This window comes from Pseudomonas sp. LBUM1666, from assembly GCF_059695775.1.
This window is the reverse complement of record NZ_CP166789.1, coordinates 5186081-5212861: the sequence shown is the minus strand read 5'-3', so window position 1 is coordinate 5212861 and position 26781 is coordinate 5186081. Positions and strand designations below refer to the sequence as shown.

Annotated in this window: 24 protein-coding genes; 18 read left to right on the top strand and 6 right to left on the bottom strand. The window is 58.6% G+C overall.

Annotation, left to right across the window (positions count from 1 at the left end):
* Positions 1-24 precede the first annotated feature (24 nt).
* Both ACA056_RS23965 and ACA056_RS23960 read right to left on the bottom strand, forming a co-directional pair.
* Positions 25-1023: a methyltransferase gene (locus ACA056_RS23965; RefSeq protein WP_497268257.1), complete on the bottom strand. Its 999-nt coding sequence runs from the start codon at positions 1021-1023 to the stop codon at positions 25-27.
* Between the two features lie 34 nt (positions 1024-1057).
* Entirely contained in the window at positions 1058-2023 is a 966-nt protein-coding gene (locus ACA056_RS23960) for a 2-hydroxyacid dehydrogenase (RefSeq protein WP_415759174.1), read from the bottom strand.
* Positions 2024-2114: 91 nt separating this feature from the next.
* On the opposite strand from ACA056_RS23960, the gene ACA056_RS23955 reads away from it, so the two are divergent.
* The 5 genes from ACA056_RS23955 to ACA056_RS23935 all read left to right on the top strand — a co-directional run bounded on the left by ACA056_RS23955 (position 2115) and on the right by ACA056_RS23935 (position 11370).
* Positions 2115-2744 (top strand): LysE family transporter, encoded by a 630-nt coding sequence (locus ACA056_RS23955; protein ID WP_134102683.1) that lies wholly within the window; start codon positions 2115-2117, stop codon positions 2742-2744.
* Between the two features lie 161 nt (positions 2745-2905).
* Positions 2906-4588: a fatty acid--CoA ligase gene (locus tag ACA056_RS23950; RefSeq protein ID WP_497268254.1), complete on the top strand. Its 1683-nt coding sequence runs from the start codon at positions 2906-2908 to the stop codon at positions 4586-4588.
* A gap of 336 nt (positions 4589-4924) precedes the next feature.
* Positions 4925-6862, top strand: coding sequence for a DUF1302 domain-containing protein (locus tag ACA056_RS23945; protein WP_497268252.1), 1938 nt, complete (start codon positions 4925-4927; stop codon positions 6860-6862).
* Positions 6863-6890: 28 nt separating this feature from the next.
* A complete protein-coding gene (locus tag ACA056_RS23940) occupies positions 6891-8255 on the top strand; it encodes a DUF1329 domain-containing protein (protein ID WP_497268250.1) in 1365 nt (454 codons plus the stop codon).
* A 376-nt stretch (positions 8256-8631) separates the two neighbouring features.
* Positions 8632-11370 (top strand): winged helix-turn-helix domain-containing protein, encoded by a 2739-nt coding sequence (locus ACA056_RS23935; RefSeq protein WP_497268248.1) that lies wholly within the window; start codon positions 8632-8634, stop codon positions 11368-11370.
* Positions 11371-11424: 54 nt separating this feature from the next.
* On the opposite strand, the gene ACA056_RS23930 is transcribed toward ACA056_RS23935, so the two are convergent.
* Positions 11425-12243: a PP2C family serine/threonine-protein phosphatase gene (locus tag ACA056_RS23930; protein ID WP_497268246.1), complete on the bottom strand. Its 819-nt coding sequence runs from the start codon at positions 12241-12243 to the stop codon at positions 11425-11427.
* Positions 12244-12475: 232 nt separating this feature from the next.
* On the opposite strand from ACA056_RS23930, the gene ACA056_RS23925 reads away from it, so the two are divergent.
* Positions 12476-13120 carry an MBL fold metallo-hydrolase gene (locus tag ACA056_RS23925; RefSeq protein WP_046048274.1) on the top strand — a complete coding sequence of 215 codons (645 nt, stop codon included), beginning with the start codon at positions 12476-12478 and terminating at the stop codon, positions 13118-13120.
* A gap of 117 nt (positions 13121-13237) precedes the next feature.
* Positions 13238-13948 carry a YiaD family glycine zipper/OmpA-like lipoprotein gene (locus tag ACA056_RS23920; RefSeq protein WP_497268244.1) on the top strand — a complete coding sequence of 237 codons (711 nt, stop codon included), beginning with the start codon at positions 13238-13240 and terminating at the stop codon, positions 13946-13948.
* Positions 13949-14197: 249 nt separating this feature from the next.
* Here ACA056_RS23920 and ACA056_RS23915 read toward each other — a convergent pair whose 3' ends face one another.
* Positions 14198-14632: a Z-ring associated ZapG family protein gene (locus ACA056_RS23915; protein ID WP_123365671.1), complete on the bottom strand. Its 435-nt coding sequence runs from the start codon at positions 14630-14632 to the stop codon at positions 14198-14200.
* Positions 14633-14776: 144 nt separating this feature from the next.
* Between ACA056_RS23915 and ACA056_RS23910 the strand changes: the two genes are divergently transcribed.
* The 3 genes from ACA056_RS23910 to zapE all read left to right on the top strand — a co-directional run bounded on the left by ACA056_RS23910 (position 14777) and on the right by zapE (position 17972).
* Positions 14777-15406 carry an alpha/beta hydrolase gene (locus ACA056_RS23910; protein ID WP_497268242.1) on the top strand — a complete coding sequence of 210 codons (630 nt, stop codon included), beginning with the start codon at positions 14777-14779 and terminating at the stop codon, positions 15404-15406.
* Positions 15407-15430: 24 nt separating this feature from the next.
* A complete protein-coding gene (locus tag ACA056_RS23905) occupies positions 15431-16786 on the top strand; it encodes a tryptophan--tRNA ligase (RefSeq protein ID WP_497268240.1) in 1356 nt (451 codons plus the stop codon).
* Positions 16787-16877: 91 nt separating this feature from the next.
* Positions 16878-17972, top strand: coding sequence for a cell division protein ZapE (gene zapE / locus ACA056_RS23900; RefSeq protein WP_046053405.1), 1095 nt, complete (start codon positions 16878-16880; stop codon positions 17970-17972).
* A 223-nt stretch (positions 17973-18195) separates the two neighbouring features.
* On the opposite strand, the gene ACA056_RS23895 is transcribed toward zapE, so the two are convergent.
* Positions 18196-19092: a GlxA family transcriptional regulator gene (locus ACA056_RS23895; RefSeq protein ID WP_173860460.1), complete on the bottom strand. Its 897-nt coding sequence runs from the start codon at positions 19090-19092 to the stop codon at positions 18196-18198.
* 244 nt (positions 19093-19336) lie between these two features.
* On the opposite strand from ACA056_RS23895, the gene ACA056_RS23890 reads away from it, so the two are divergent.
* Positions 19337-20473, top strand: a complete 1137-nt coding sequence (locus tag ACA056_RS23890; protein WP_150659111.1) for an acyl-CoA dehydrogenase family protein — start codon at positions 19337-19339, stop codon at positions 20471-20473.
* Positions 20474-20577: 104 nt separating this feature from the next.
* Here the strand turns inward: ACA056_RS23890 and ACA056_RS23885 are convergent, their stop codons facing one another.
* Positions 20578-21618: an NADP(H)-dependent aldo-keto reductase gene (locus ACA056_RS23885; RefSeq protein WP_497268237.1), complete on the bottom strand. Its 1041-nt coding sequence runs from the start codon at positions 21616-21618 to the stop codon at positions 20578-20580.
* Between the two features lie 245 nt (positions 21619-21863).
* On the opposite strand from ACA056_RS23885, the gene rplM reads away from it, so the two are divergent.
* The 7 genes from rplM (at position 21864) to ACA056_RS23850 (ending at position 26749) form a co-directional block, all read left to right on the top strand.
* Positions 21864-22292: a 50S ribosomal protein L13 gene (gene rplM / locus ACA056_RS23880; protein ID WP_007905295.1), complete on the top strand. Its 429-nt coding sequence runs from the start codon at positions 21864-21866 to the stop codon at positions 22290-22292.
* Between the two features lie 14 nt (positions 22293-22306).
* Positions 22307-22699 (top strand): 30S ribosomal protein S9, encoded by a 393-nt coding sequence (gene rpsI / locus ACA056_RS23875; RefSeq protein ID WP_003216038.1) that lies wholly within the window; start codon positions 22307-22309, stop codon positions 22697-22699.
* A 267-nt stretch (positions 22700-22966) separates the two neighbouring features.
* On the top strand, positions 22967-23560 hold the full coding sequence (gene petA / locus ACA056_RS23870) for a ubiquinol-cytochrome c reductase iron-sulfur subunit (RefSeq protein ID WP_497268234.1): 594 nt from the start codon (positions 22967-22969) through the stop codon (positions 23558-23560).
* On the top strand, positions 23560-24771 hold the full coding sequence (locus ACA056_RS23865) for a cytochrome b (RefSeq protein WP_497268232.1): 1212 nt from the start codon (positions 23560-23562) through the stop codon (positions 24769-24771). The genes petA and ACA056_RS23865 overlap by 1 nt, the downstream gene beginning before the upstream one ends.
* On the top strand, positions 24771-25553 hold the full coding sequence (locus ACA056_RS23860) for a cytochrome c1 (protein ID WP_458511921.1): 783 nt from the start codon (positions 24771-24773) through the stop codon (positions 25551-25553). Before ACA056_RS23865 ends, ACA056_RS23860 begins: the two co-directional genes overlap by 1 nt.
* A gap of 148 nt (positions 25554-25701) precedes the next feature.
* Entirely contained in the window at positions 25702-26319 is a 618-nt protein-coding gene (locus ACA056_RS23855) for a glutathione S-transferase N-terminal domain-containing protein (protein ID WP_008155978.1), read from the top strand.
* Positions 26320-26335: 16 nt separating this feature from the next.
* Entirely contained in the window at positions 26336-26749 is a 414-nt protein-coding gene (locus ACA056_RS23850; RefSeq protein WP_008155980.1) for a ClpXP protease specificity-enhancing factor, read from the top strand.
* Positions 26750-26781 lie beyond the last annotated feature (32 nt).

Below are 26781 nucleotides of genomic sequence, written 5' to 3'. Positions count from 1 at the left end.
ATCTATTCGGCAAGCACTAATTTTTTACCCGCGTTTGGCCCGATAGATTCTGAAACCCTGTCCTTCAGCCTTGATCGCACATACGCCCAGATGCTCTTCGATCAGCGGCTGATACTTAAGGAAGCTGTTTGCTACCAAACGCAGTTCGCCACCGTTTTTCAGATGTTTGGCTGCTTTTCGCAGCAAGTTCTCGGTGGCGAAGTAATCGGTGTGAACCCCGACATGGAACGGTGGGTTGCTCAGAATTGCACTCAAACCCATCGGTGCGGCGTCGATGCCGTCACCGGTAATCACATCAGCTTCCAGACCGTTGGCAGCCAATGTCAGGCGACTACTGGCAGCCGCAAACGCATCCACATCAAGCAAGGTGACCTGGTTGTGTGGATAGCGACGTTTCACCGCTGCTCCCAACACCCCGGCACCGCAACCGAAGTCCAGCAAATGGCCGCTCGGCAATTTGTCCAGATGCTCCAGCAACAGTGCGCTGCCGCGATCCAGCCGACCGTGGCTGAACACGCCCGGCAGACTGATGACTTTCAACGGACCTTCGGCCAGCGGCAACTCATAAGTCTGGGCCAGGCTTTCCAGCGACTTGGCTTCTGGCGCAGTGGCCACGGTAACCTGCCACAGCTGGCAATGCCGCGCGCTGTCGAGCTTGCGCGGTTTGCCAAAGGGGTTCAGTTGCTTGGCTGCGCCTTCGATGCCGCTGCGTTTTTCACCCACCAGATACAGTTCACGACCGGCCAGTTTAGAGGCGAGGGCGTTGAGGATGTAGTCGGTCAGGTCCTTGGACTTGGGCAGAAACACCACGGCGGTGTCGAACCCGCGCTCCGTTACAGTCACACCGAAATGGCTGCGCTCGGCGAAGCGGGCGTCCAGCGCTGCTTGATCGCCGGCATGCCAGCACCAGCCATGAGCGTCGGGCAGACGGCCCAGCAGGTCGTCGGCGGGCAAACCGGCCAGCAGCACCGAACCCTGGAATAACTCGGCCTGACGAAGCAGTACTTCACTGCGCGGATCCATACTCTGCTCCTGTGAAAAAAAGTGCCGCAGTCTATCAACTGACGACCCGCAGCGCTTTACCACTGAAGTATCCCTGAGCGTTTTCGGTCAACTGGCCCACGATTCGCTGGCGTGCCTCGCGACTGCCCCAGGCGTTGTGCGGGGTGACAATCAACCGGGGAATGTCATGGGCCAGCAGCGGATTGCCGGCGGTCGGCGGCTCGACGCTCAACACGTCGGTGGCCGCGCCACCCAGGTGACCGTTGCGCAAGGCATCGGCCAGCGCCTGTTCGTCGATCAAGCCACCGCGTGCGGTGTTGACCACGAACGCACCGGGTTTCATCGAGGCCAGCTCACGGGCTCCGATGAAGTGGCGGGTGTGTTCGTTGAGCGGGCAGTGCAGGGTCAGCGCATCGATCTGCGGCAGCAACTCATCCAGTGGCAAACGATCCGGCCGGGCAGGGCGTCCGGGAATCTGACCGAGCAATACACGCATGCCAAAGGCTTCGGCCAGTCGTGCGACCGCGCCGCCCAGTTCGCCGTGACCGAGCAGGCCGAGGGTTTTGCCTTCCAGTTCGACAATCGGGTAATCCAGCAGGCAGAACTGTTTCGCCTGCTGCCAGCGACCTTCGCCGACAGCCTTTTGATAATCGGCCAGGCGCGTTGCCAGATTGAGCAGCAGCATGATCGTGTGCTGCGCCACCGACGGCGTGCCGTAACCCTGGCAGTTGCAGACGGTAATGCCGTGGGCGCGGGCGGCGGCGAGGTCAACGTTGTTGGTGCCGGTGGCGGTAATCAGGATCAGCTTCAGCTCGGGGCTGGCAGCGATGGCGGCGGCGTCGATCAGGATTTTGTTGCTGATGGCAACGGTGGCGCCCTTGAGGCGTTCGATCACCTGGTCCGGCGTGGTCTGGGCGAAAAGCTGTAAGTCGCTGAAACACTCTTGTAGCGGGCTGAGGTCGAGATCGCCCAGGTCCAGGGACGGATGGTCGAGGAAAACGGCGCGGTGAGTGTTCGTCATCAACTGTACCTTTTGTGCAATGAACTGAAGGCGTAATCTGCCGAGCCTACCAGATGAAACAAACAGTTACGCTTGGCCAAAAGGAAACCCCATGTACTGGACAGAGTTTTTGACCGTTGCCCTGATTCACTTGCTGGCCGTGGCCAGCCCAGGCCCGGACTTTGCCGTGGTGGTGCGTGAGAGCGTGACCCATGGTCGTCGCGCTGGCACCTGGACGGCGCTAGGTGTCGGCACGGCCATTTTCCTGCACGTCGGCTATTCGTTGCTCGGCATTGGCCTGATCGTGTCCCAGTCGATCGTGTTGTTTAATGCCCTGAAATGGGCGGCCGCCGCGTACCTGCTGTACATCGGCTTCAAGGCCTTGCGAGCGCAGCCGGCCCAACCTGCGGCTGACGATCTGCACAAGGAAGCGGGCGAGCGCACTGCTCGCGGCGCTTTCACTTCGGGTTTCGTGACCAACGGTCTGAACCCGAAAGCGACGCTGTTCTTCCTTTCGCTGTTCACCGTGGTGATCAATCCGCACACGCCGCTGACGGTACAGGCGGGCTACGGCATCTACCTCGCGGTGGCCACCGCTGTGTGGTTCTGCCTGGTGGCGATGCTGTTCAGCCAGCAGCGCGTGCGCGCAGGTTTTGCCCGGATGGGCCACTGGTTCGATCGGACCATGGGCGCGGTATTGATCGCCATCGGTGTGAAACTCGCGTTTACCGAGATGCATTGATCGCGCTACGAGTCATGGATAAGAAATATCCGCAGATGCTGGCGCAAAGCTAGCATCATGCCCGGCTCTGCAAATCATCCCTTTGGCTGATTTGGCTGGCGTCCAAGAGCACTAAAGTGCTTACTTTCAGCCACGACCGTGCAGTCAGAAAAGGGACTCTTATGTTGCAGACTCGCGTTATCCCTCCAGCCGAAGGCGCTTACCAGTATCCGCTGCTGATTAAACGGCTGCTGATGTCCGGCGCTCGTTATGAAAAAACCCGCGAGATCATTTACCGCGACCAGTTGCGCTACAGCTATCCGACCCTGATCGAACGGGTCGCAAGGCTGGCCAACGTGCTGACGGCGGCCGGCGTCAAGGCCGGGGATACCGTGGCGGTGATGGACTGGGACAGCCATCGTTATCTGGAATGCATGTTCGCCATCCCGATGATTGGCGCGGTGATCCACACCATTAACGTGCGCCTGTCACCGGAACAGATCCTCTACACCATGAACCACGCCGAGGACCGTTTTGTGCTGGTCAACAGCGAGTTCGTGGGGCTTTACAACGCGATTGCCGGGCAACTGACCACCGTCGAGAAAACCCTGCTGTTGACTGACCTGCCGGAAAAAACCGCCGACTTGCCGAACCTCATCGGCGAGTACGAGCAGTTGCTGGCGGCGGCGAGTACGCAGTACGACTTCCAGGATTTCGACGAAAACTCGGTCGCAACTACGTTCTACACCACCGGCACCACCGGTAATCCCAAAGGCGTGTACTTCACCCATCGGCAACTGGTGCTGCACACCATGGGCGTGTCGACCATCATGGGCGCCATCGACAGCGTGCGGTTGCTGGGCACCAACGACGTTTACATGCCGATCACCCCGATGTTCCATGTGCACGCCTGGGGCTTGCCGTATGTGGCGACCATGCTCGGGCTCAAGCAGGTTTATCCCGGTCGCTATGACCCTGAATATCTGGTGGAGCTGTGGCGCAAGGAGAAGGTCACCTTTTCCCATTGCGTGCCGACCATCCTGCAAATGGTCCTCAATTCCAAAGCGGCGCAAGGCACGGATTTCGGTGGCTGGAAAATCGTCATCGGCGGCAGTGCGTTGAACCGCACGTTGTACGAAGCCGCCAAGGCCAATGGCATTCAGCTGACCGCCGCTTACGGCATGTCGGAAACCGGACCGCTGATCTCGTGCGCGCACCTCAACGATGAGCTGATGGCCGGCACCGAAGACGAACGCACCACGTATCGGATCAAGGCCGGTGTGCCGGGGCCATTGGTGGAAGCGGCGATCGTTGATACCGACGGCAACTTCCTGCCCGCCGATGGCGAGACCCAAGGCGAACTGGTGCTGCGTGCGCCGTGGCTCACCGAAGGTTATTTCAACGAACCGCAAAAGGGCGCCGAGCTCTGGGCCGGGGGCTGGCTGCACACCGGTGACGTAGCGACCCTGGACAGCATGGGTGTGATCGACATTCGCGACCGGATCAAAGACGTGATCAAGACCGGCGGCGAGTGGATCTCCTCCCTGGACCTTGAAGACTTGATCAGCCGCCACCCTGCGGTACGCGAAGTAGCAGTTGTGGGCATCGCCGATCCGCAGTGGGGCGAACGTCCGTTCGCACTGCTGGTGGTCCGCGAAGGCCATGAGATCGGGGCCAAAGAACTGAAGGAGCACCTCAAACCGTTCGTGGAACTGGGGCACCTGAGCAAGTGGGCCATCCCGAGCCAGATCGCCCTTGTTACTGAAATTCCCAAGACCAGTGTCGGCAAACTCGACAAGAAGCGTATTCGCGTCGACATCACCGAATGGCAAGCCAACAACAGCACCTTCCTCTCGACGCTTTAAGCGTCACTTGGCGTGCCCAAAAGGGCACGCCAGCCCCACCAAGCAAGCGCTTGGCTTGTCAAATCTGAAATTTCAGCCATCCTTGCCGTGCCGACGGGCGTCGGCTTGGCAAAGGACTGTTCCAGAGTGGCTGGCAGCTGCAAATCACACTTTAGAGGGATCAAGCAGTACTACCTGCTGGCTATAGTCCGCTCAAGGATTTTTAAGAACGGAGCAAACGCACAAACCGGGGCGATGCAACTTTGGCATGACTTAGGGACACCTTGGCTCCCAGTCATCCACAGCGTTTTTAGAAGTGCTCACTGCCATAACAATAATGCACATGGAGTAGCGTCGATGACATCAGTAAACCAGTTCTGGCGCCGGGCTAAACTGCCCCTGGCGGTCAGTCTTGCCTCTACGCTCGCCGGGCCAGCATTCGGCGTCAGTTTCAACGTTGGTGAAATCGAAGGTCAGTTCGACTCGTCCCTGTCGATCGGTGCCAGTTGGTCGACTGAAAGTGCCAACGAGAACCTTATCGGCGTCAACAACGGCGGCCGTGGCCTGTCCCAGACTTCCGACGACGGTCACCTGAACTTCAAGAGCGGCGAAACGTTCTCCAAGATCTTCAAGGGCATCCATGACCTTGAACTGAAATATGGCGATACCGGCGTTTTCGTCCGTGGCAAATACTGGTACGACTTCGAACTCAAGGACGAAAGCCGTCCGTTCAAGGACATCAGCGACAGCAACCGCAAGGAAGGCGCCAAGTCCTCCGGCGGCCAGATACTCGACGCCTTTGTCTACCACAACTATTCCGTTGCCGATCAGCCGGGCTCCGTGCGTCTGGGCAAGCAAGTAGTGAGTTGGGGTGAAAGTACCTTCATCGGCGGCGGCATCAACTCGATCAACCCGATCGACGTGTCCGCGTTCCGTCGCCCCGGTGCCGAGATCAAGGAAGGCCTGATCCCGGTCAACATGTTCTACGTGTCCCAGAGCCTCACCGAGAACCTCTCGACCGAAGCCTTCTACCAGCTCGAATGGGACCAGACCGTTACCGACAACTGCGGCACCTTCTTCTCGCAACCGGACGTGATTTCGGATGGCTGCGACAACAACCTGGCCGTACTGCGCACCCGTAACGGACTCAACAGCGCACTGACGTCTGCAGGGCTGCCGGCTTCGCTGCGTAATGCCACCATCAACACCCTGGCTGCCAGGGGCGTGAACTGGGGTGACCCGGATGAAGGCGTAATCGTTCGTCGCGGCCCGGATCGCGATGCCCGTGACAGCGGTCAATTTGGCGTGTCCTTCAAATACATGTTCGATCCGCTGGACACCGAGTTCGGCGCCTACTTCATGAACTACCACAGCCGTGCGCCGATTTTCAGCGGCCAAGGTGCTCCGGCGAGCGCTTACAGCGCGGCGGGCCTGGTGGGGTCGCTGGTGGCCAGGGGTGTTCCTCTCGCTGTCGCGCGTAACCTGGCACCGACCTTGTTGCCATTGAATGTGGCCGGTAACTCCAGCTACTACGTCGAGTACCCTGAAGATATTCGCCTGTATGGCTTGAGCTTCTCTACGACGTTACCGACAGGTACTGCGTGGAGTGGTGAAGTCAGCTACCGGCCGAATGCTCCGGTTCAGCTCAACACCACCGACATTCTCTTTTCCGGTCTGACACCTCTGAACCCTAACGTTTCCGTACTCCAGGGTACGCCAGGGGCGGATCAAAAAGGCTATCGCCGCAAGGAAGTCACCCAGCTCCAGACGACCCTTACTCACTTCTTCGACCAGGTGATGGGCGCTGAGCGACTGACCCTGGTGGGCGAGGTCGGCTTTACTCACGTTGGTGGTCTGGAAAGCACTAACAAAGCGCGTTACGGCCGTGACCCGAGCTACGGCCCTGGTCCATTGCCAAGTGGTCAGTGCGTGGCATTGAACACCGGTACCCTGGCAGGCGGACCACAAAACAACGTGAGTCGCTACTGCGAAAACGACGGGTTCACCACCGCAAACTCCTGGGGCTACCGTGGTCGTGCCATCTGGGAATACAACGACGTATTCGCCGGTGTGAACCTCAAGCCGAACGTGGCCTGGTCTCATGACGTGGAAGGCTACTCGCCTGGCCCTGGCGGCAACTTCGAGGAAGGTCGCAAAGCGGTGAGCCTGGGCGTCGATGCCGAGTACCAGAACACCTACACCGCGAGCCTGGCTTACACCAACTTCTTTGATGGCAAGTACACCACCGTTGATGACCGCGATTTCGTTGCGCTCAGCTTCGGCGTGAACTTCTAAGCACTGCATTATCAGGACGAACACACCTATGAAAATAACAAAGAGTCTGTTCCACGTCGGTGTTCTGGGGCTTTCGCTGCTGGCGACCGGCGTCATGGCGGCGGTCCCTGCGGCCGAAGCGGACAAACTGGGCAAGAGCCTGACCCCGATGGGTGCCGAGATGGCAGGCAACGCTGACGGATCGATCCCAGCCTGGAAACCGATGGCGAAAAACGCCGGCAACGTGGATGGCAAAGGTTTCCTGTCCGACCCGTTCGCCAGTGAAAAACCACTGTTCACCATCACCGCGCAGAACGTCGACCAGTACAAGGAAAAACTCGCACCGGGCCAGTACGCGATGTTCAAGCGCTACCCGGAAACCTTCAAAATGCCGGTCTACCCGTCCCATCGCGGCGCGACCGTGCCGGATGCCGTGTTTGCCTCCATCAAGAAAAACGCCACCGCCACTAACCTGGTATCCGGCGGCAACGGTCTGGAGAACTTCGAAACCGCAGTTCCATTCCCGATTCCGAAGACCGGCGTCGAAGTCATCTGGAACCACATCACCCGCTATCGCGGTGGCAGCGTGACTCGTCTGGTGACCCAGGCCACGCCGCAGCCGAACGGTTCGTACAGCCTGGTGTACTTCCAGGACCAGTTCGTGTTCCGCGACAAGATGAAGGATTACGATCCGGCGAACCCGGGCAACATCCTGTTCTACTTCAAGCAGAAAGTGACCGCGCCGGCACGTCTGGCCGGTGGTGTGCTGCTGGTGCACGAAACCCTCGACCAGGTGAAAGAGCCACGTTCGGCGTGGGTCTACAACGCCGGTCAGCGTCGTGTGCGTCGCGCACCACAAGTGTCCTATGACGGGCCGGGTACCGCCGCCGATGGCCTGCGTACCTCCGACAACCTGGACATGTACAACGGTGCACCGGATCGTTACGACTGGAAACTCGAAGGCAAGAAAGAGATGTACATCGCCTCCGACAGCTACAAACTCGACTCGCCGCAACTCAAGTACGACGACATCATCAAGGCCGGTCACATCAACCAGGACCTGGCTCGTTACGAGCTGCGCCGGGTCTGGCATGTTGTGGCTACCTTGAAGGAAGGTCAGCGTCACATCTATGCCAAGCGTGACTTCTACATCGACGAAGACACCTGGCAAGCGGCCGTGATCGACCACTACGACGGTCGCAATCAACTGTGGCGTGTGGCGGAAGCTCACTCCCAGAATTACTACAACGTTCAAGTGCCGTGGTACACCCTGGAAACCTTGTACGACCTGCAATCGGGCCGCTACCTGGCGCTGGGCATGAAGAACGAAGAGAAATCGGCGTATGACTTCGGCTTCACCGCCACCACCAGCGACTTCACTCCGGCCGCTCTGCGCCAGGATGGTGTTCGCTAAGCTGCCCTGAACAGAGGCCGCATCCTCGAGAAACGCCCCGACTGGTTCGGGGCGTTTTTTTTGAATTTCATAACGATCGTTGTAGCAGCTGTCGAGCTTGCGAGGCTGCGTCCGGCTGCGAAGCAGGCGTGAGGTCAGACGCTGCGGTGTTTCAGGGCAACCTTGCATTCAGGTTTTACGACTGCTTCGCAGCCGGACGCAGCCTCGCAAGCTCGACAGCTGCTACGAGGGCGGTGTGACTGTCGGGTTTGCTCGACACTTCTGCTTGTATTCTTTTTGTAGCCATTTGTAGCAATAACCTTCATTCCCTCTTCGTTTACCGCTAGGCTGCGGACATCTGCAACGCCGCCAACCGCCATTCAAACAAGAGCCGGCCATGACTGATCTGTCCCCACACCCGGGCCCTGCAAGCGTTGCCGTCGCGGCACTGGACGGGCGTTTTTTTCGGCCTCCGTTGCCTGACGGCCATGTGCTGCGGCCTCGTTTGTGCGAGCGCCTGAGTGCGGGCCTCGGTGGCAGGTTGTTGCTGGTCAGCGCACCGGCGGGGTTTGGCAAGAGTTCGTTGGCGGTGGAGTTCTGTCAGGGCTTGCCGGCTCACTGGCAAAGTCTGTGGCTGGGGTTGAGTCCACGAGACAGCGATCCCGGACGTTTTCTTGAGCGGTTGCTCGAAGGCCTCCAGGACTTTTTTCCGCAACTGGGCAGCAAGTCCCTCGGCCTGCTGAAAATGCGCCAGCGGCACCAGCCGTTTGCCTTTGAAGAATGGCTGGACGGTTTGCTCGATGAGTTGGCCGTACACCTGTCTGCGAGTACGCCTCTGCTGTTGGTGCTTGATGACTACCATCTGGCGCAGGGCCCGGTTCTCGATCGCTGCCTGCAATTTTTCCTCAATCACCTGCCAGACGGCTTGCTGGTCATGGTCACCAGTCGGCAGCGTCCGGACTGGCATCTGGCGCGCCTGCGGCTATCGCGGCAACTGCTCGAGTTGAATGAACAGGACTTGCGCCTGACTCACGATGAAGCCCTGACCCTGCTTGATCGGCACAGCAGTTCCTTGCGCGGCGAAGCGCTGGAGAGTCTCATCCAGCGCAGCGAAGGTTGGGTTGCCGGGCTGCGTTTCTGGCTGTTGGCGGCGTCTGAAGCGGGCTCTCAGGGTGCTTTGCCGCAGGCCTTGCATGGCGGGGAAGGGCTGATCCGCGATTATCTGCTGGAAGAAGTCATCGATTGTCTGCCCGCCGAGGTGCAGTCATTCCTTTACGACACCGCACCTCAGGAACGCTTTTGCAGCGAACTGTGCGATGCCGTTCGCGAAGCCCATGACAGTGCCGAGATCCTGCGTTTTCTGCTGGCCCACCAGGTGTTTCTGGTGCCACTGGATGAAAACGGCCACTGGTATCGCTACCACCACTTGTTTTCCGACCTGTTGCGCACCCGGCCTACGGCTCAGGCGATGGTACCGGCGGCCAGCCTGCACCTGCGCGCCTGTCGCTGGTTCAATGCCCAGGGGCTACTCGATGAAGCGGTGGAGCAGGCATTGCGCGCCGGGCACCTGGACGTCGCGGCGAACCTGGTGCAGAACCTCTCCGAAGAACAACTGTTGGCCGAACAGAACGTCGGCATGTTGCTGCGCTGGAAAATGGACTTGCCCGACAGCCTGCTGGTCAGCACGCCACGGCTGATCGTGCTGTACAGCTGGGCATTGGGGCTGGCTTGTCAGCTGGACGCCGCCGAGGAGCTGGCCAGTCATTTGAGCCGCTTCCTGCCGGCCCCGTCGGCCACTGCGCAGAAATCCATGCTGGCGCAATGGCTGGCCCTGAGCGGGATCATCGCCCGCGGACGCGGCAATCGCGAGCTGACGCTGCTTTATTGCACCGAAGCGCAGGAGAGCCTGCCCGCCAAACGCTACGGGCAACGCCTGATGTGCCTCTCGACCCTGTCCAACCTGGCCATTGCCGACGGCGACTTGTGGCGTGCCCGCGGGTTGAACCGTGAGTCTCTGGAGTTGGCGCAACGGGTCGGCAACCCGCTGTTCGAAGCGCTGGCCCATTACGACCGCGCTCGCGTGCTGCAAGCGCGAGGGGAAATCCTTCGTGCGCTGGATGAAGTGCGTCAGGGGCTGCAACGCCTGCAAGGGTTATCCCCGCAACGGCTGTATGCCGTACGCGCCCGATTGACCTTGTACGAAGGCTTTTTGTTAGCCCTGCGCTTGCAGCCCCAAGCCGCGCGGGCACGCTTGCAAGCCGGTTTGAATGAAGCACGCGCCTGTCGCGATATCAGCGTATTGATCGGCCACTGCGTGATCGCCAGGCTTGAGGGCATCAGCGGCGAATTCGCCAAAGCCTTCGCTGAACTCGCCGAAGCCGAGCGCCTGATGCACATCTGGGACGTGCCACCAATCTACTACCTGGCGATGATCACCCTGGTCAAATGTGAACTCTGGCTGTCTCAGGGTCGTACCGACCTGGCCGAAGCCTGGCTCGCTCGATTGGGGCAGACCTACAACGGCGAACACGCGGCAGCCCCTCCGGAGTTCCATCCGCAACTGCCACTGCATATCGAGTTGCAGCAGGCCTTGCTGGAGGTTATTCAAGGGCAGCCGATGCTGGCCGAAGGACGATTGAGCGCGTTGCTTGAGCATGGGCAGCAAACGGGCAGGCAGCTGCTCAGCGTGATGGCACTGACTCAGAAAGTGACGTTATTGCTGGGGTGCGGACGCGAACCCGAGGCCCGCAAGGCCCTGAGTCAGGCGCTGGAAGCGGCGGCCGGTGGAGTGCTGCAACCGTTTGACAGGTTATTGGCTGAACATCCGGACTGGCTGCGTAGCCAACTTCAACTCGGTGCGCCGACGCCCGTTTCACAAAGCCTTACAGAACAACTTCCGACAGTGGCAGCCCGTCCCGCAGTGGAGTCATCTGCCGCCGCGGAACAACTCAGTACGCGGGAAATGGCTGTCCTGCGCCTGATCGCCCAAGGCTGTTCGAATCAGGAGATCAGCGATCAGTTGTTTATTTCGCTGCACACGGTGAAAACCCATGCCAGCCATATCAACAGCAAGCTTGGGGTTGAACGGCGCACGCAAGCGGTCGCCAGGGCGAAAGAGTTGGGTGTATTGCAGTAATCGCCGTTTGAAGACCTCCGAAACAAGTTGGGCCTTGCGATCAGAGGTTTTCGGTCATTTATCCTCTGAGACAGTCACTCCGGATGTCTGCCCCACGTCGATGGAGTGCTTCAGGATCGACAGTAAGCCTATGGAGCAGTCATCTTCGGTTTTACTGGCAATGGACTGTTGCAGGTTGTCACCCAACACTTCCCTCATTTTTTTTCTGGGTAACGTTGCATTCCACTCCAGCAGCTCTTGGATCGCCGGGGCGGGGACTCCGCTGGATTTGTCATAGAGGCTTTCTGCGGTGCCGTCGCTCATGATCGCGAAGCCAGTGATGGCTTCGATTTGCCCACGGTACAACCTGAGCCGCGACGCCGCTTTATGGTCAGTCAGCAACGGGACGGTATTGGCCGACTCGCTATTTTCTGGATGAGAAAGGGCCTGAAGTTGTCCGTCCGCATCAACGCTTGCGATGACGCCATCGCCCAAGTGGCCTGCCAGGTAGCGGCCTCGTGAGTAAGCGACGAACGACAAGGTGCAGGCCAGGTCGTTGATATCGCCGCCAAGCTTTGCAGATTTGCGTCTGAACGCGTCCAGGCAGCGATTAACCAGTCGCTGGGCTGCCTTCGCGTTGTGTTTGTCCATGTTTTGCCAGAGGCTTTCAAAGTTTTTGCAGACAAAGGCCAGGGTCGCAGTGACCGCTACCTGGGCGCCGATGTCGGATCTGGCTCTGGAGCCAGCCCCATCGGCAAATGAAATGCAGGTCACCTCGTTGGACTCTCTGGCCGCGACATAGTCCTGGCAAGGCATCTGAGTCTCGAGGTGCGAGCGTCCTGCCACAAACGCGCAGGTCGTTTTACAGCTGAAGTCTTCCGGGATCTCAGGCATGGTTCAGACCTGTGCCCGGGCTTCAATACCTTTGATGTCCTGACGAAGGAGATAGTCTTCTTGCACGGAATATCCTTTTTGGGCTGAGCGTTACAAAAAATGCTTCAAGAGTCGTTTGAACCAGGCATTGGCTTCCTGCCGTCTTGTTTCAAATTAGGCGCGGCGCGAGGATAACCTATCAATTTTGCGGATCATAACCGCAGTACCCAGCCTTGGCACCAGGATTAACCCTATGCAAACCCCGAATACAGCCCTCATCCGCGAAACCTTTCCCGTCGGCCCTTTGCAGTGCAACTGCACGATCATCGGCGATCCGATCACCAAAAAGGCCATCGTGGTCGATCCGGGCGGTAATCACGAACTGATCCTCGCGCGGCTCGACGCACTGGGCTTGAAGGTGGTCAGCATCATTCACACCCATGCGCACCTCGATCACTTCCTGGCTTCCGGTCAGTTGAAGGAAAAAACCGGTGCAACCCTGCACCTGCATAAAGAAGATCAATTTTTGTGGGACAACCTGGAGATGCAGTGCCAGATGTTCGGTGTGCCTTACACGCCGGTGCCGCCGCCGGATCGCTGGCTGGCCGATGATGAAGAGCTGGCCTGTGGTTGCGGCGTGGCGTTGCACACGCCGGGTCATACGCCGGGCTCCATGAGCTTTTGGTTTTCAGAGGCTAAGCTGCTGATTGCCGGTGACACGTTGTTTCGTCGCGGGGTAGGGCGCACGGATTTGTGGGGTGGCGATCAGGCGACCATCGTGCGGTCGATCAAGCAGCGGCTGTACACCCTCGACGAAGAAGCGACGGTGGTAACCGGGCATGGTCCGGACACACGGCTGGGTGATGAAATGCGCGAGAACCCTTTTGTGCGGGCGTGATTTCTGCAGTTGGGAAGACGCACCGCGGAATTTTTTTCATCCCACATGATCCAACGCCCGCAAAGGTTTAATGCCTTAGTCCGTTGCACCACAGAATGCAAAAAGTAGGAGCTCTTCATGTTCACCAAGCAGCGTTTGATTATTGTCGCTACGGCTGTGGCCTTGCTGTCTGGCTGCGCCACGCCTAACCCTTACGACAACCAGGGCCAGGCCGACGGTGGTTCCACGGGCATGAGCAAAACCGCTAAATACGGTGGCCTCGGCGCTCTGGCCGGTGCTCTGGCCGGCGCCGCCATCAGTCACGATAACCGTGGCAAGGGCGCGCTGATTGGCGCTGCGGTGGTGGGTGCTTCCGCTGCCGGTTACGGTTATTACGCCGACCAGCAAGAGAAAAAGCTGCGCGCCAGCATGGCCAACACCGGGGTGGAAGTGCAGCGCCAGGGTGATCAGATCAAACTGATCATGCCGGGTAACATCACCTTCGCCACCGATTCGGCGAACATCGCGTCGGGTTTCTATCAGCCGCTGAACAACCTGGCGGGCTCGCTCAAGGAGTTCAGCCAGAACCAGATCGAGATCGTTGGCTACACCGACAGCACCGGCAGCCGCCAGCACAACATGGACCTGTCCCAGCGTCGCGCCCAGAGCGTGGCGACTTACCTGACGTCTCAGGGCGTGAGCGGTGCCAACCTGTCGGCTCGCGGTGCCGGGCCGGATAGCCCGATTGCCAGCAACGGTGATGCCAATGGTCGGGCGCAGAACCGCCGGGTCGAGGTCAATTTGAAGGCGATTCCGGGTCAGCAGTATTCGCAACCGACCCAGCAGTAACATTAACTGCCTGACTGAACCCCAGGCGTAAAAAAGCCCGCCCGATCCTCAACAGATCGGGCGGGCTTTTTTGTATCGACAGCTCTGACCCCATCGCGAGCAAGCTCGCTCCCACATTTGGAATGCGTTCCCCTGTGGGAGCGAGCTTGCTCGCGATGGGGCCAGAGCAGGCAACAAAAAACCATCAGCAATTAAAAAGCCCCCGGACAATCACTCATCCGGAGGCTTTTTGTATCGCGCGAAACCTGATTATTTCTTCAGGCCGTAATGCTCATCGAGCATGCCCGGCGCGTTCGGGGCTTTGGGAGCGTAGTCGCGAGGCGGCTCCTGATTGCGCGGCGGCGTCAGGCGTTCCCGTGGGGCGGCTGCCGCATCGGCGTGCAGCGAGGCCAGCAGGCGTTGGCGGGTTTGCTCGTCCAGGGCCAGGCGGTTGGCACCCTCGGCGAGGTGATCCTGCACTTCCTGATAGCTCTGAGTCAGCTTCTTGACCAGTGTTGCAGTACTGTTGAAGTGGGTGACCACCTCGTTCTGATAACTGTCGAAACGTTCCTGAACGTCATCCAGCTGACGTTGCGTGCTGCTAGGAGCGGCATTCGGCACCAGGCGAGCGATCAGGAAACCTATGGCGACACCCACAACCAGGGCAAGAGTCGGCAACAACCAAACTAAGAGCGAGTGTTCCACGAGTCCTTCCTCTATAAACGGCTTTGCTTTACGTTAACGGCTCGAACCTGCGCTGTATACCGCGATTCACTCGCAATAGATTGGCACAGACAATTTGCTAGACGAGTCGACCCGATTCGAGGTCACGGAGTTCCTTCCTTGCTTATGCGCGAAACCCCTGTAGTGATTGATGGCCCGGTCGGCCAACTGGAAGCTCTTTACCTGGACAACGACCAGCCCCGCGGCCTGGTGCTGATCTGCCACCCCAACCCGGTGCAGGGCGGCACCATGCTCAACAAAGTCGTCTCGACCTTGCAGCGCACTGCGCGTGACGCCGGTTTGATTACTTTGCGTTTCAACTATCGCGGCGTGGGTGCCAGCGAAGGCACCCACGATATGGGCACCGGCGAAGTCGACGACGCCCAAGCCGTTGCCGAATGGCTACGAGCCAAACACCCCGAGTTGCCGCTGACGCTGTTCGGATTCTCCTTCGGCGGTTTTGTTGCCGCAAGTCTCGGCGGACGTCTGGAAGCCAAGGGTGAGCAGCTCAAGCACCTGTTCATGGTCGCGCCCGCGGTGATGCGTCTGGGCGACCAGGATCAACTCCCGCAGCAAGGCGAGCTGACCCTGATCCAGCCGGAAACCGACGAAGTCATCGATCCGCAAGCTGTCTACGACTGGTCCTCGAAACTCGAGCGCCCCCATGAGCTGCTGAAAGTGGCAGAATGCGGACACTTTTTTCATGGCAAGCTGACCGATCTCAAGGATCTGATCCTGCCGCGTCTTTCGAATTGATTGCAGTCTGACAAGCGATTACCCATGACGACTCGTACCCGTATCCTCACCGGCATCACCACCACCGGCACGCCGCACCTGGGCAACTACGCTGGTGCCATCCGCCCGGCGATCATCGCCAGCCGTGACAGCAATGCCGATTCGTTCTACTTCCTGGCTGACTACCACGCCCTGATCAAATGCGATGACCCGCTGCGCATCCAGCGCTCGCGTCTGGAAATCGCCGCGACCTGGCTGGCCGGTGGGCTGGATGTGGACCGCGTAACCTTCTATCGCCAGTCCGACATCCCGGAAATCCCCGAGCTGACCTGGCTGCTGACCTGCGTTGCCGCCAAGGGCCTGCTCAACCGCGCCCACGCCTACAAGGCTTCGGTGGACAAGAACGTCGAAACCGGCGAAGACCCGGACGCCGGCATCACCATGGGTTTGTACAGCTACCCGGTGCTGATGGCCGCGGACATTCTGATGTTCAACGCCCACAAGGTGCCGGTCGGTCGTGACCAGATCCAGCACGTGGAAATGGCCCGTGACATCGGCCAGCGCTTCAACCATCTGTTCGGACAGGGCAAAGAATTCTTCACCATGCCCGAGGCGCTGATCGAAGAAAGCGTCGCCACGCTGCCAGGCCTCGACGGTCGCAAGATGTCGAAGAGCTACGACAACACCATTCCATTGTTCAGCAGCGCCAAGGAAATGAAGGACGCGATTTCGCGGATCGTCACCGACTCCCGTGCGCCGGGCGAGGCGAAAGATCCGGATAACTCGCACCTGTTCACCTTGTTCCAGGCCTTCGCTACCCCGGTGCAGTCCGACGAGTTCCGCAGCGAATTGTTGCAGGGCCTGGGTTGGGGCGAGGCGAAGAATCGTCTGTTCCAGCTGCTGGACAACGAGCTGGGTGAGTCCCGCGAGCGTTATCACCAGTTGATCGAACGCCCGGCGGATCTGGAAGACATCCTGCAGATCGGCGCCAAGAAGGCCCGTTCGGTGGCGACACCGTTCCTTCACGAGCTGCGTGAAGCGGTTGGCCTGCGCTCTTTCGTCGCTCAGACCCAGGTCGCGACCACCACCAAGAAGAAAGCCGCGAAAGCCGCGCGTTTTGTCAGTTTCCGCGAAGAAGACAGCAGCTTCCGTTTCCGTCTGCTGGCGGCCGATGGCGAGCAGCTGTTGTTGTCGCGTAACTTCGCCGACGGCAAAACCGCAGGTCAAGTGACCAAACAGTTGCAATCGGGTCAACCGTTGGATGTGCGTAGTGAAGACCGCAGTTTCAGCGTCTGGCTGGAAGGCGAATGCGTGGCCGACAGCCCGACTTTTGTTGACAACGCCGCTCGCGACGTCGCCATCGACACCTTGCGGGTTGCTCTGACGCCGGTTCAGGAATAAATCAGCGGCTCGGCCCGACCAAGGGCCGATTGCCATTCCCACGGGCCGTCGCTACAGTGACGGCCCGTTTTTGTTGCCTTGCTAACGAATTATGACGCCCCTAGAACGATATCAAGCTGATCTGAAACGCCCGGAATTCTTCCATGACGCCGCGCAGGAAACTGCGGTGCGCCATTTGCAGCGCCTGTACGACGATCTGGTCGCAGCCTCGCACAGCAAACCGGGTCTGTTCGGCAAACTGTTTGGCAAGAAAGACGCGGCACCGGTCAAGGGTCTGTACTTCTGGGGCGGCGTCGGCCGTGGCAAGACCTATCTGGTCGACACCTTCTTCGAAGCGCTGCCGTTCAAGGAAAAGGTCCGCACTCACTTCCACCGCTTCATGAAGCGCGTGCACGAAGAGATGAAGACCCTCGGCGGCGAGAAAAACCCGCTGACCATCATCGCCAAGCGTTTCTCTGACGAAGCCCGGGTGATTTGTTTCGATGAGTTCTTCGTGTCCGATATCACCGACGCGATGATCCTCGGCACGCTGATGGAAGAGCTGTTCAAGAACGGCGTGACCCTGGTCGCGACCTCGAACATCGTGCCGGACGGTCTGTACAAGGACGGCCTGCAACGTGCGCGCTTCCTGCCGGCGATTGCGCTGATCAAGCAGAACACCGAGATCGTCAACGTCGACAGCGGCGTCGATTATCGTCTGCGTCACCTTGAGCAAGCGGAGCTGTTCCACTTTCCGCTGGATGAAGCGTCCCACGAAAGCCTGCGCAAGAGCTTCCGCGCCCTGACGCCGGAATGCACGGCAGCCATCGAGAACGATGTGTTGATGATCGAGAACCGCGAAATTCGCGCCTTGCGTACGTGTGATGACGTGGCCTGGTTCGACTTCCGCGAACTCTGCGACGGCCCGCGCAGCCAGAACGATTACATCGAACTGGGCAAGATCTTCCACGCCGTGTTGCTCAGCGGTGTCGAGCAGATGAGCGTCACCACCGACGACATTGCCCGACGCTTTATCAACATGGTCGACGAGTTCTACGACCGCAACGTGAAGCTGATCATTTCAGCTGAAGTCGAGCTCAAAGACCTCTACACCGGCGGTCGCCTGAACTTCGAGTTCCAGCGCACCCTGAGTCGTCTGCTGGAAATGCAGTCTCACGAATTCCTGTCCCGGGCGCATAAGCCATAGGACATTTCGGAAATTAAAAAAGGCCTGCATTGCAGGCCTTTTTTTATGCGTTGTAGAAACTCTCTGGCACACCAAAATCCCCTGTGGGAGCGAGCCGGCTCCGGGCGGCGTTCCGACGATTGCGGTGTGTCAGTCACATCAATGTTTAATGTGATACCGCTATCGTCGGAACGCCGCCCGGAGCCGGCTCGCTCCCACATGGGATGTGTGTTGGATTTGAGTATTAAGCAGCTTGCTGAAACTGCTGTCGATACTGGTTCGGCGACAGCTCGGTGTGCTGGCGGAACAACCGCGCGAAGAAGCTCGCATCGTCGTAACCGACTTCATAGCTGATGGTCTTGATGCTCTTGCGACTGCCGGACAGCAAGCCCTTGGCGGTTTCGATACGCAGTCGCTGCAGGTAATGCAGCGGCTTGTCGCCGGTGGCGGTCTGGAAGCGCCGCATGAAGTTGCGGATGCTCATGCCGTGTTCGCGAGCCACGTCTTCGAAGCGGAATTTGTCGGCGAAGTGTTCTTCGAGCCAGTGCTGGATCTGCAGGATGATCACATCCTGGTGCAGCTTCTGACCGCCGAAACCGATTCGTCCTGGCGAGTAGCTGCGCTGCACTTCATAAAGAATGTCCCGCGCCACGGCCTGGGACACGTTGGCGCCGCAGAAGCGTTCGATCAGGTAAATGTAAAGGTCGCAGGCCGAGGTGGTTCCGCCAGCGCAGTACAGGTTGTCGGCGTCGGTCAGGTGCTTGTCCTGATTGAGCTGAACCCGTGGGAAGCGTTCGGCAAACGCATTGAAGAAGCGCCAGTAAGTGGTCGCTTCCTTGCCGTCGAGCAGCCCGGCCTCGGCCAGCCAGAACACCCCGGTGGCTTCGCCGCAAAGTACCGCACCGCGAGCATGTTGCTGGCGCAGCCAAGGCAGGACCTGTGGATAACGTTGGCAGAGGGTGTCGAAATCGTCCCAGAACGCTGGAAGGACAATGATGTCGGCGTTTTCCAGGCCGCCGTCCACCGGCATGATCACATCGCTGAAGCTGTTCACCGGCTTGCCGTCGGGGCTGACCAGGCGGGTTTCGAACGCCGGCGTCAGGCCTTGGCCCAGTTGTTTGCCGTAACGCAGGCTGGCCAGGTGGAAGAAATCCTTGGCTTGCATGAGGGTGGAAGCGAAAACCCGGTCGATAGCCAGGATACTGACGCGCCGCAAGGGCGTGGAGGCTTGGTTAGACATAATTCAACTTTATTCTTATAGGGGAAAGTGGTCACCAGACGGCGGGATCGTCTTATTTTTTGTCTGATGTGTCCAGTGTCCTGTGTCGGATGCGAGGCATAGTCTCTGAAGGTCAATTCCGGCTAACAATAACGACAGGTGCCGCATGATCCCCAGAACCTTGTTCAGCTCCGAGCACGAACTTTTTCGCGACAGCGTGCGAACGTTCCTCGAAAAAGAGGCCGTGCCGCTTCATGGGCAATGGGAAAAACAAGGCTATATCGACCGCAAACTCTGGAACAAGGCAGGCGAGGCGGGGATGCTGTGTTCGCATCTGCCGGAAGAGTACGGTGGACTGGGGGCGGACTTTCTCTACAGCGCGGTGGTGATCGAAGAGATCGGTCGACTCGGCCTGACCGGTATCGGTTTTTCCCTGCATTCGGACATCGTCGCGCCTTACATCCTGCATTACGGTAGTGAAGCGCTGAAACACAAATACCTGCCGAAACTGGTGTCTGGCGAGATGGTCACGGCGATTGCCATGACTGAGCCGGGTGCCGGTTCCGACCTGCAAGGGGTGAAAACCACCGCGGTGCTCGATGGCGACGAGTATGTGATCAACGGTTCGAAGACGTTCATCACCAACGGCTTTCTCGCTGACCTGGTGATTGTCGTGGCCAAGACCGATCCGAAGGCGGGCGCGAAAGGCACCAGCCTGTTTCTGGTGGAAGCCAACACCCCGGGTTTCGCCAAGGGCAAGCGTCTGGAAAAAGTCGGCATGAAGGCTCAGGACACGTCGGAACTGTTCTTCCAGGACGTTCGGGTGCCCAAGGAGAACCTGTTGGGGCAGGCCGGGATGGGCTTCGCGTACCTGATGCAGGAATTGCCTCAAGAGCGTCTTACCGTTGCCATCGGCGGGCTTGCTTCAGCTGAAGCTGCGTTGCAATGGACGCTGGATTACACCCGCGAGCGCAAGGCATTCGGCAAGGCGATCGCCGACTTCCAGAACACCCGCTTCAAGCTGGCGGAGATGGCGACCGAGATTCAGATTGGTCGGGTCTTCGTCGATCGCTGTCTGGAACTGCACCTGCAAGGCAAGCTCGACGTGCCGACAGCGGCGATGGCCAAGTACTGGGGCACTGACCTGCAATGCAAGGTGCTCGACGAGTGCGTGCAGTTGCATGGCGGCTACGGTTTCATGTGGGAATACCCGATCGCCCGGGCGTGGGCGGATGCGCGGGTGCAACGGATTTATGCCGGCACCAATGAAATCATGAAGGAGATTATTGCGCGGTCGCTTTGACCTTGCGGTGACTGTTAGACCGCCATCGCGAGCAAGCTCGCTCCCACAGGGATTGCGCAAAACCTGTGGGAGCGAGCTTGCTCGCGATTGGGTTTATGAATCGATCAAGGCGCCGGGTTCGGGTGATCCTTGTGAATCGCCTCGATTCCCGCCAGCACTTCATCGGATAGTTTCAGCTCGAAGCTCGCTAAATTGCTTTCAAGCTGCTCCATCGTCGTCGCGCCGATGATGTTGCTGGTCACAAATGGCTGCTGAGTGACAAACGCCAACGCCATTTGCGCCGGGTCCAGGCCGTGTTCGCGCGCCAGTGCCACATAACGACTGCACGCTGCTTCCGACTGCGGGTTGAAATAGCGGCTGAAGCGGCTGTAGAGGCTCAGGCGACCTTTAGGCGGACGCGCGCCACCTTCGTACTTGCCCGACAGGAAACCGAACGCCAGCGGCGAATAGGCGAGCAAGCCGCACTGTTCGCGGATAGCGATTTCCGCCAGACCGACTTCGAAGCTGCGGTTGAGCAGGTTGTACGGGTTCTGGATCGACACGGCGCGTGGCCAGCCACGGGCTTCGGCCAGGGCGAGGAAACGCATGGTGCCCCATGGCGTTTCATTGGACAGGCCGATGTGGCGGATCTTGCCGGCCTTGACCTGTTCGTCCAGCGCTTCGAGGGTGTCTTCCAGTGGCGTCAGATTGGCCTCTGTCTGGTGTTTGTAGCCCAGTTGGCCGAAGAAATTGGTGCTGCGTTCCGGCCAGTGCAGTTGATAGAGGTCGATGTAGTCGGTTTGCAGGCGCTTGAGGCTGGCATCCACAGCTTCGGTGATGTGCTGGCGGTTGTGCCGCAGGTTTTTGTCGCGGATGTAATCGATGGTGTTGCCGGGGCCGGCGATCTTGCTCGCGAGAATCCAGTCAGCGCGATCACCACGGCTTTTGAAGTAATTGCCGATGTAGCGCTCGGTGGTGGCGTAGGTTTCGGCCTTGGGCGGCACCGGGTACATCTCGGCGGTATCGATGAAATTGATCCCGGCGCTCTTGGCCCGTTCAATCTGGGCGAAGGCTTCAGCCTCGCTGTTTTGCTCGCCCCAGGTCATGGTGCCGAGGCAGATTGCACTCACGTTCAGATTGGTTCGGCCTAGCTGGCGATAGTCCATCGGGTGCTCCTTGAGCAAAACAATCATAAAAGCAGGTTGAATTATTTTTCGCAATCTGCATAATTGCGCACCTCTTTCTGCAGTGGAAGTGATGCGCCGCCGCCGAAGAATCTTGCCGTTGAACGGACGCGCCGACCCGAGCCCCCGAAAGCGTCTGTATCCGGCTGCCTTTGACTTGTCAAAGTACGCACTATTCAGTAAGATCCGCCGTCTAATTTACAGGGCGGCCCCTGAGGCTATAAAGAATGAAAACTTTTACTGCTAAACCGGAAACAGTACAGCGCGACTGGTTTGTCGTCGACGCTGCAGGTCAGACCCTGGGTCGTCTGGCCACCGAAATCGCGAGCCGTCTGCGTGGCAAGCATAAAGCTGAGTACACTCCTCACGTTGACACCGGCGATTACATCGTCGTTATCAATGCCGAGCAGATTCGTGTAACCGGTGCTAAAACCACCGACAAAATCTACTACTCCCACTCCGGTTTCCCGGGCGGCATCAAGTCGATCAACTTCGAAAAGCTGATCGCTAAAGCCCCTGAGCGCGTGATCGAGACCGCGGTCAAAGGCATGCTGCCTAAGAACCCGCTGGGTCGCGACATGTATCGTAAGCTGAAAGTCTATGCGGGCGCTGTACACCCTCATACTGCTCAGCAGCCCCAAGAACTGAAGTTTTAACGGAATAGTTCATTATGTCGGCGACTCAAAATTACGGCACTGGCCGTCGCAAGACCGCAACCGCACGCGTTTTCCTGCGTCCGGGTACTGGTAACATCTCCATCAACAACCGCACCCTGGAAAATTTCTTCGGCCGCGAAACTGCCCGCATGGTAGTTCGTCAGCCGCTGGAACTGACTGAGACTGTCGAGAAGTTCGACATCTACGTCACCGTGATCGGTGGTGGTGTAAGTGGTCAAGCTGGCGCAATCCGCCACGGTATCACTCGCGCACTGATGCAGTACGACGAAACCCTGCGTGGCGCTCTGCGCAAAGCTGGCTTCGTTACTCGCGATGCACGTGAAGTTGAACGTAAGAAAGTTGGTCTGCGTAAAGCGCGTAAGCGTCCGCAGTACTCGAAGCGTTAATTCGCTTTTACGTTCAAAAAGAACGCCCAGTTTCCTCGCGAAGCTGGGCGTTTTTTTATGGGTGCGATTTATCAAAGAATTGCTCTGTGACAACTTGCCACAGCCGTAGAAGCCCTATACTGCAAGGCTTGGCAGTGGAGCCCCTCGGTAATTACCTTGTCAGAATTGGGGCTTTTCATTACCATTCGGCAAAATTTTTATAAGTTCAGATTTTTACTTAGTAGACGCCTGATTTAACAGGCCACAAAGCTGATGGGAGAGGACTGAATGAGCAATGACGGCGTGAATGCAGGCCGGCGTCGCTTCTTGGTAGCAGCCACATCCGTGGTGGGTGCTGCAGGAGCGGTGGGGGCTGCGGTCCCGTTCGTGGGGTCATGGTTTCCCAGTGCCAAGGCGAAAGCCGCAGGTGCACCGGTGAAGGTGAATGTCAGCAAAATCGAGCCAGGCCAGCAGATGATTGCTGAGTGGCGCGGTCAGCCGGTGTTCATTGTCCGCCGTACCGAGGAAATCCTGGGGAATCTGAAAAAGATCGAGGGCCAGCTCGCTGATCCAACCTCCAAGAACTCGACACAACCGACTTATGTCGACCCGGAAACGCGTTCGATCAAGCCAGAGGTTCTGCTGCTGATCGGTATTTGCACACATCTGGGTTGCTCGCCGACCTTCCGTCCAGAAGTGGCACCTGCGGATCTGGGCAAGGACTGGGTAGGTGGTTATTTCTGCCCTTGCCACGGTTCCCACTACGATCTGGCTGGCCGCGTCTACAAGTCGCAACCTGCGCCTTTGAACCTGCCAGTTCCCCCGCATTCCTATGAGACCGATGACATCATTGTCGTTGGCGTCGATACGGAGAAAGCGTGATGAGCAAGTTCATGGATTGGGTTGATGCGCGCTTTCCCGCGACCAAAATGTGGGAAGACCATCTCAGCAAGTACTACGCCCCGAAGAACTTCAACTTCTTCTATTTCTTTGGTTCCCTCGCACTGCTCGTTCTGGTCAACCAGATCGTTACCGGTGTCTGGCTGACCATGAGCTACACCCCGTCGGCGGAAGAGGCGTTTGCTTCCGTCGAATACATCATGCGCGACGTCGAGTACGGCTCGATCCTGCGTCTGCTGCACTCCACCGGCGCCTCGGCGTTCTTCATCGTGGTCTATCTGCACATGTTCCGTGGCTTGCTCTACGGTTCGTACCAGAAGCCGCGTGAGCTGGTGTGGGTCTTCGGCATGCTGATCTACCTGGCGCTGATGGCTGAAGCCTTCATGGGTTACCTGCTGCCGTGGGGCCAGATGTCCTACTGGGGTGCCCAGGTGATCATCTCGCTGTTCGGTGCGATCCCGGTCATCGGTGACGACCTGACCCAGTGGATTCGTGGTGACTACCTGATTTCCGGTATTACCCTGAACCGCTTCTTCGCCCTGCACGTTGTGGCCTTGCCGATCGTGATCCTCGGTCTGGTGGTGCTGCACGTTCTGGCGCTGCACGAAGTCGGTTCGAACAACCCGGACGGCGTGGACATCAAGAAATTCAAAGACGAAAACGGCGTACCGCTGGATGGCATTGCCTTCCACCCGTACTACACCGTGAAAGATATCGTCGGCGTGGTGGTGTTCCTGTTCATCTTCTGCTCGATCGTGTTCTTCTTCCCGGAAATGGGTGGTTATTTCCTCGAGAAGCCGAACTTTGAAGTGGCGAACGCCTTCAAGACGCCAGAACACATTGCTCCGGTCTGGTACTTCACGCCGTTCTACGCGATTCTGCGGGCGATTCCGGACAAGCTCCTGGGCGTTATCGCCATGGGCGCGGCCATCGCTGTGCTGTTCGTCCTGCCTTGGCTCGACCGTAGCCCCGTCAAGTCGATGCGCTATAAAGGCTGGCTGAGCAAGATCTGGCTCTGGGTGTTCTGCATCTCGTTCGTGATCCTGGGTGTGCTGGGTGTTCTGGCTCCGACTCCAGGCCGTACGCTGCTGTCGCAGGTCTGTACCTTCCTGTACTTCGCCTACTTCATTCTGATGCCGTTCTACACCAGGCTCGAGAAGACCAAACCGGTTCCGGAAAGGGTGACTGGCTGATGAAAAAGCTATTTGCTGTACTGATTCTTGCTGCTATGCCTGTGTTCTCGTTCGCGTCGACAGCCGGTGCTCCTGAATTGGAAAAGGTCGACATCGACGTTTCCGACCAGGCTGCCATGCAGGATGGCGCGCGTACATTCGCCAACTACTGCATGGGCTGTCACAGCGCCAAGTTCCAGCGTTACGAGCGTGTCGCCGATGACTTGGGCATTCCGCACGACCTGATGCTCTCGAAGCTGGTGTTAACCGGTGCCAAGATCGGCGACCACATGAGCATCGGCATGCAGCCGGCTGACGCCAAGACCTGGTTCGGTGCGGCGCCGCCCGACCTGACCCTGGTCGCCCGCGTTCGTGGCACTGACTGGCTCTACGGTTACCTGAAATCTTTCTACGAAGACCCATCGCGTCCTTGGGGCGTGAACAACAAGGTATTCCCGAACGTCGGGATGCCTAACGTTCTGGTCGGCCTGCAGGGTCGTCAGGTGGTAGGCTGTAAACAAGTTCAAATCGTCGAAGACGGCAAGAAGCAATACGATCCGCTGACTGGCACGGCTTTGACTCATGAAGCCTGCGACCAGCTGACCATACTGCCCAAAACCGGCACGCTGAACGAAGAGCAGTTCGACGAGAAGGTCAAGAATCTGGTGACCTTCCTGGCCTACTCGGCCAACCCGGTGAAGCTGCAGCATCAGCGCATCGGTACCTATGTGTTGCTGTACCTGGCGTTCTTCTTCGTATTCGCATACTTGCTCAAGCGTGAATACTGGAAAGACGTCCATTGATATTGCTGTAAAATTGCTGTCAATCGCGCGCGCCCAAGGGCGTCTCTGAAGGTGTAACGAGCCTGGTGATCCAGGCGTTACGGGAGGCGCCCTCTGGGCGCGCGCGTTTTTCCGTTTCCGATAATTTCAACAAGCGAGGAGGACCGCCATGGGCGTGACCAATCGGTTGGCCTGTTACTCCGACCCCGCCGACCACTATTCCCACCGAGTGCGTATCGTACTTGCAGAGAAGGGTGTCAGCGCCGAGATCATTTACGTGGAAGCTGGTCGCCAGCCGCCTAAACTGATTGAAGTGAACCCTTACGGCAGCTTGCCCACCCTGGTCGATCGTGACCTGGCGTTGTGGGAGTCGACCGTGGTGATGGAATATCTGGATGAGCGTTACCCGCACCCGCCTTTACTGCCGGTTTATCCTGTGGCGCGTGCCAACAGCCGTCTGCTGATTCATCGTATTCAGCGTGACTGGTGTGGTCTGGTGGATCTGATCCTGGATTCCCGGTCCAAGGAAGCAGCCCGCGTTGTGGCTCGTAAAGAGCTGCGCGAAAGCCTGACTGGCGTGTCGCCGTTGTTTGCCGACAAGCCGTTTTTCCTCAGTGAGGAACAAAGCCTGGTGGATTGCTGCCTATTGCCAATACTCTGGCGATTGCCGATTCTGGGTATAGAACTGCCGCGGCCTGCCAAGCCGCTGCTTGATTACATGGAGCGCTCGTTTGCGCGTGAGGCTTTCCAGGCGAGTCTGTCTGGTGTCGAACGCGATATGCGCTAAGGCTTAAGGAGCCGCTATGAACTCCAGTCGACCTTATCTGGTCCGCGCGCTCTATGAGTGGATTGTGGACAACGATTGCACCCCGCACATGCTGGTCAATTCCGAGTATCCGTCGGTGCAGGTGCCTCAGGGTTTTGCCAGTGACGGACAAATTGTCCTGAACGTTTCGCCGGCAGCCGTGCGTCATCTGCACATGGACAACGAAGCGGTCAGCTTCGAAGGGCGCTTCGGTGGCGTGCCGCACACCCTGTACGTGCCTATCGCATCGATCCTGGGCATTTACGCCCGGGAGAACGGTCAGGGCATGGTGTTTGATCTGGAATCGCCTATGGAAGACGAGGAAGAGATCGAGCCGGATGACGATATTCCGCCACCCGACAGCGAGCCGCCGCGTCCCAGCGGTCGACCCAGTTTGAAAGTGGTGAAGTAAAAAAAAGGCGATCCGGATGGATCGCCTTTTTT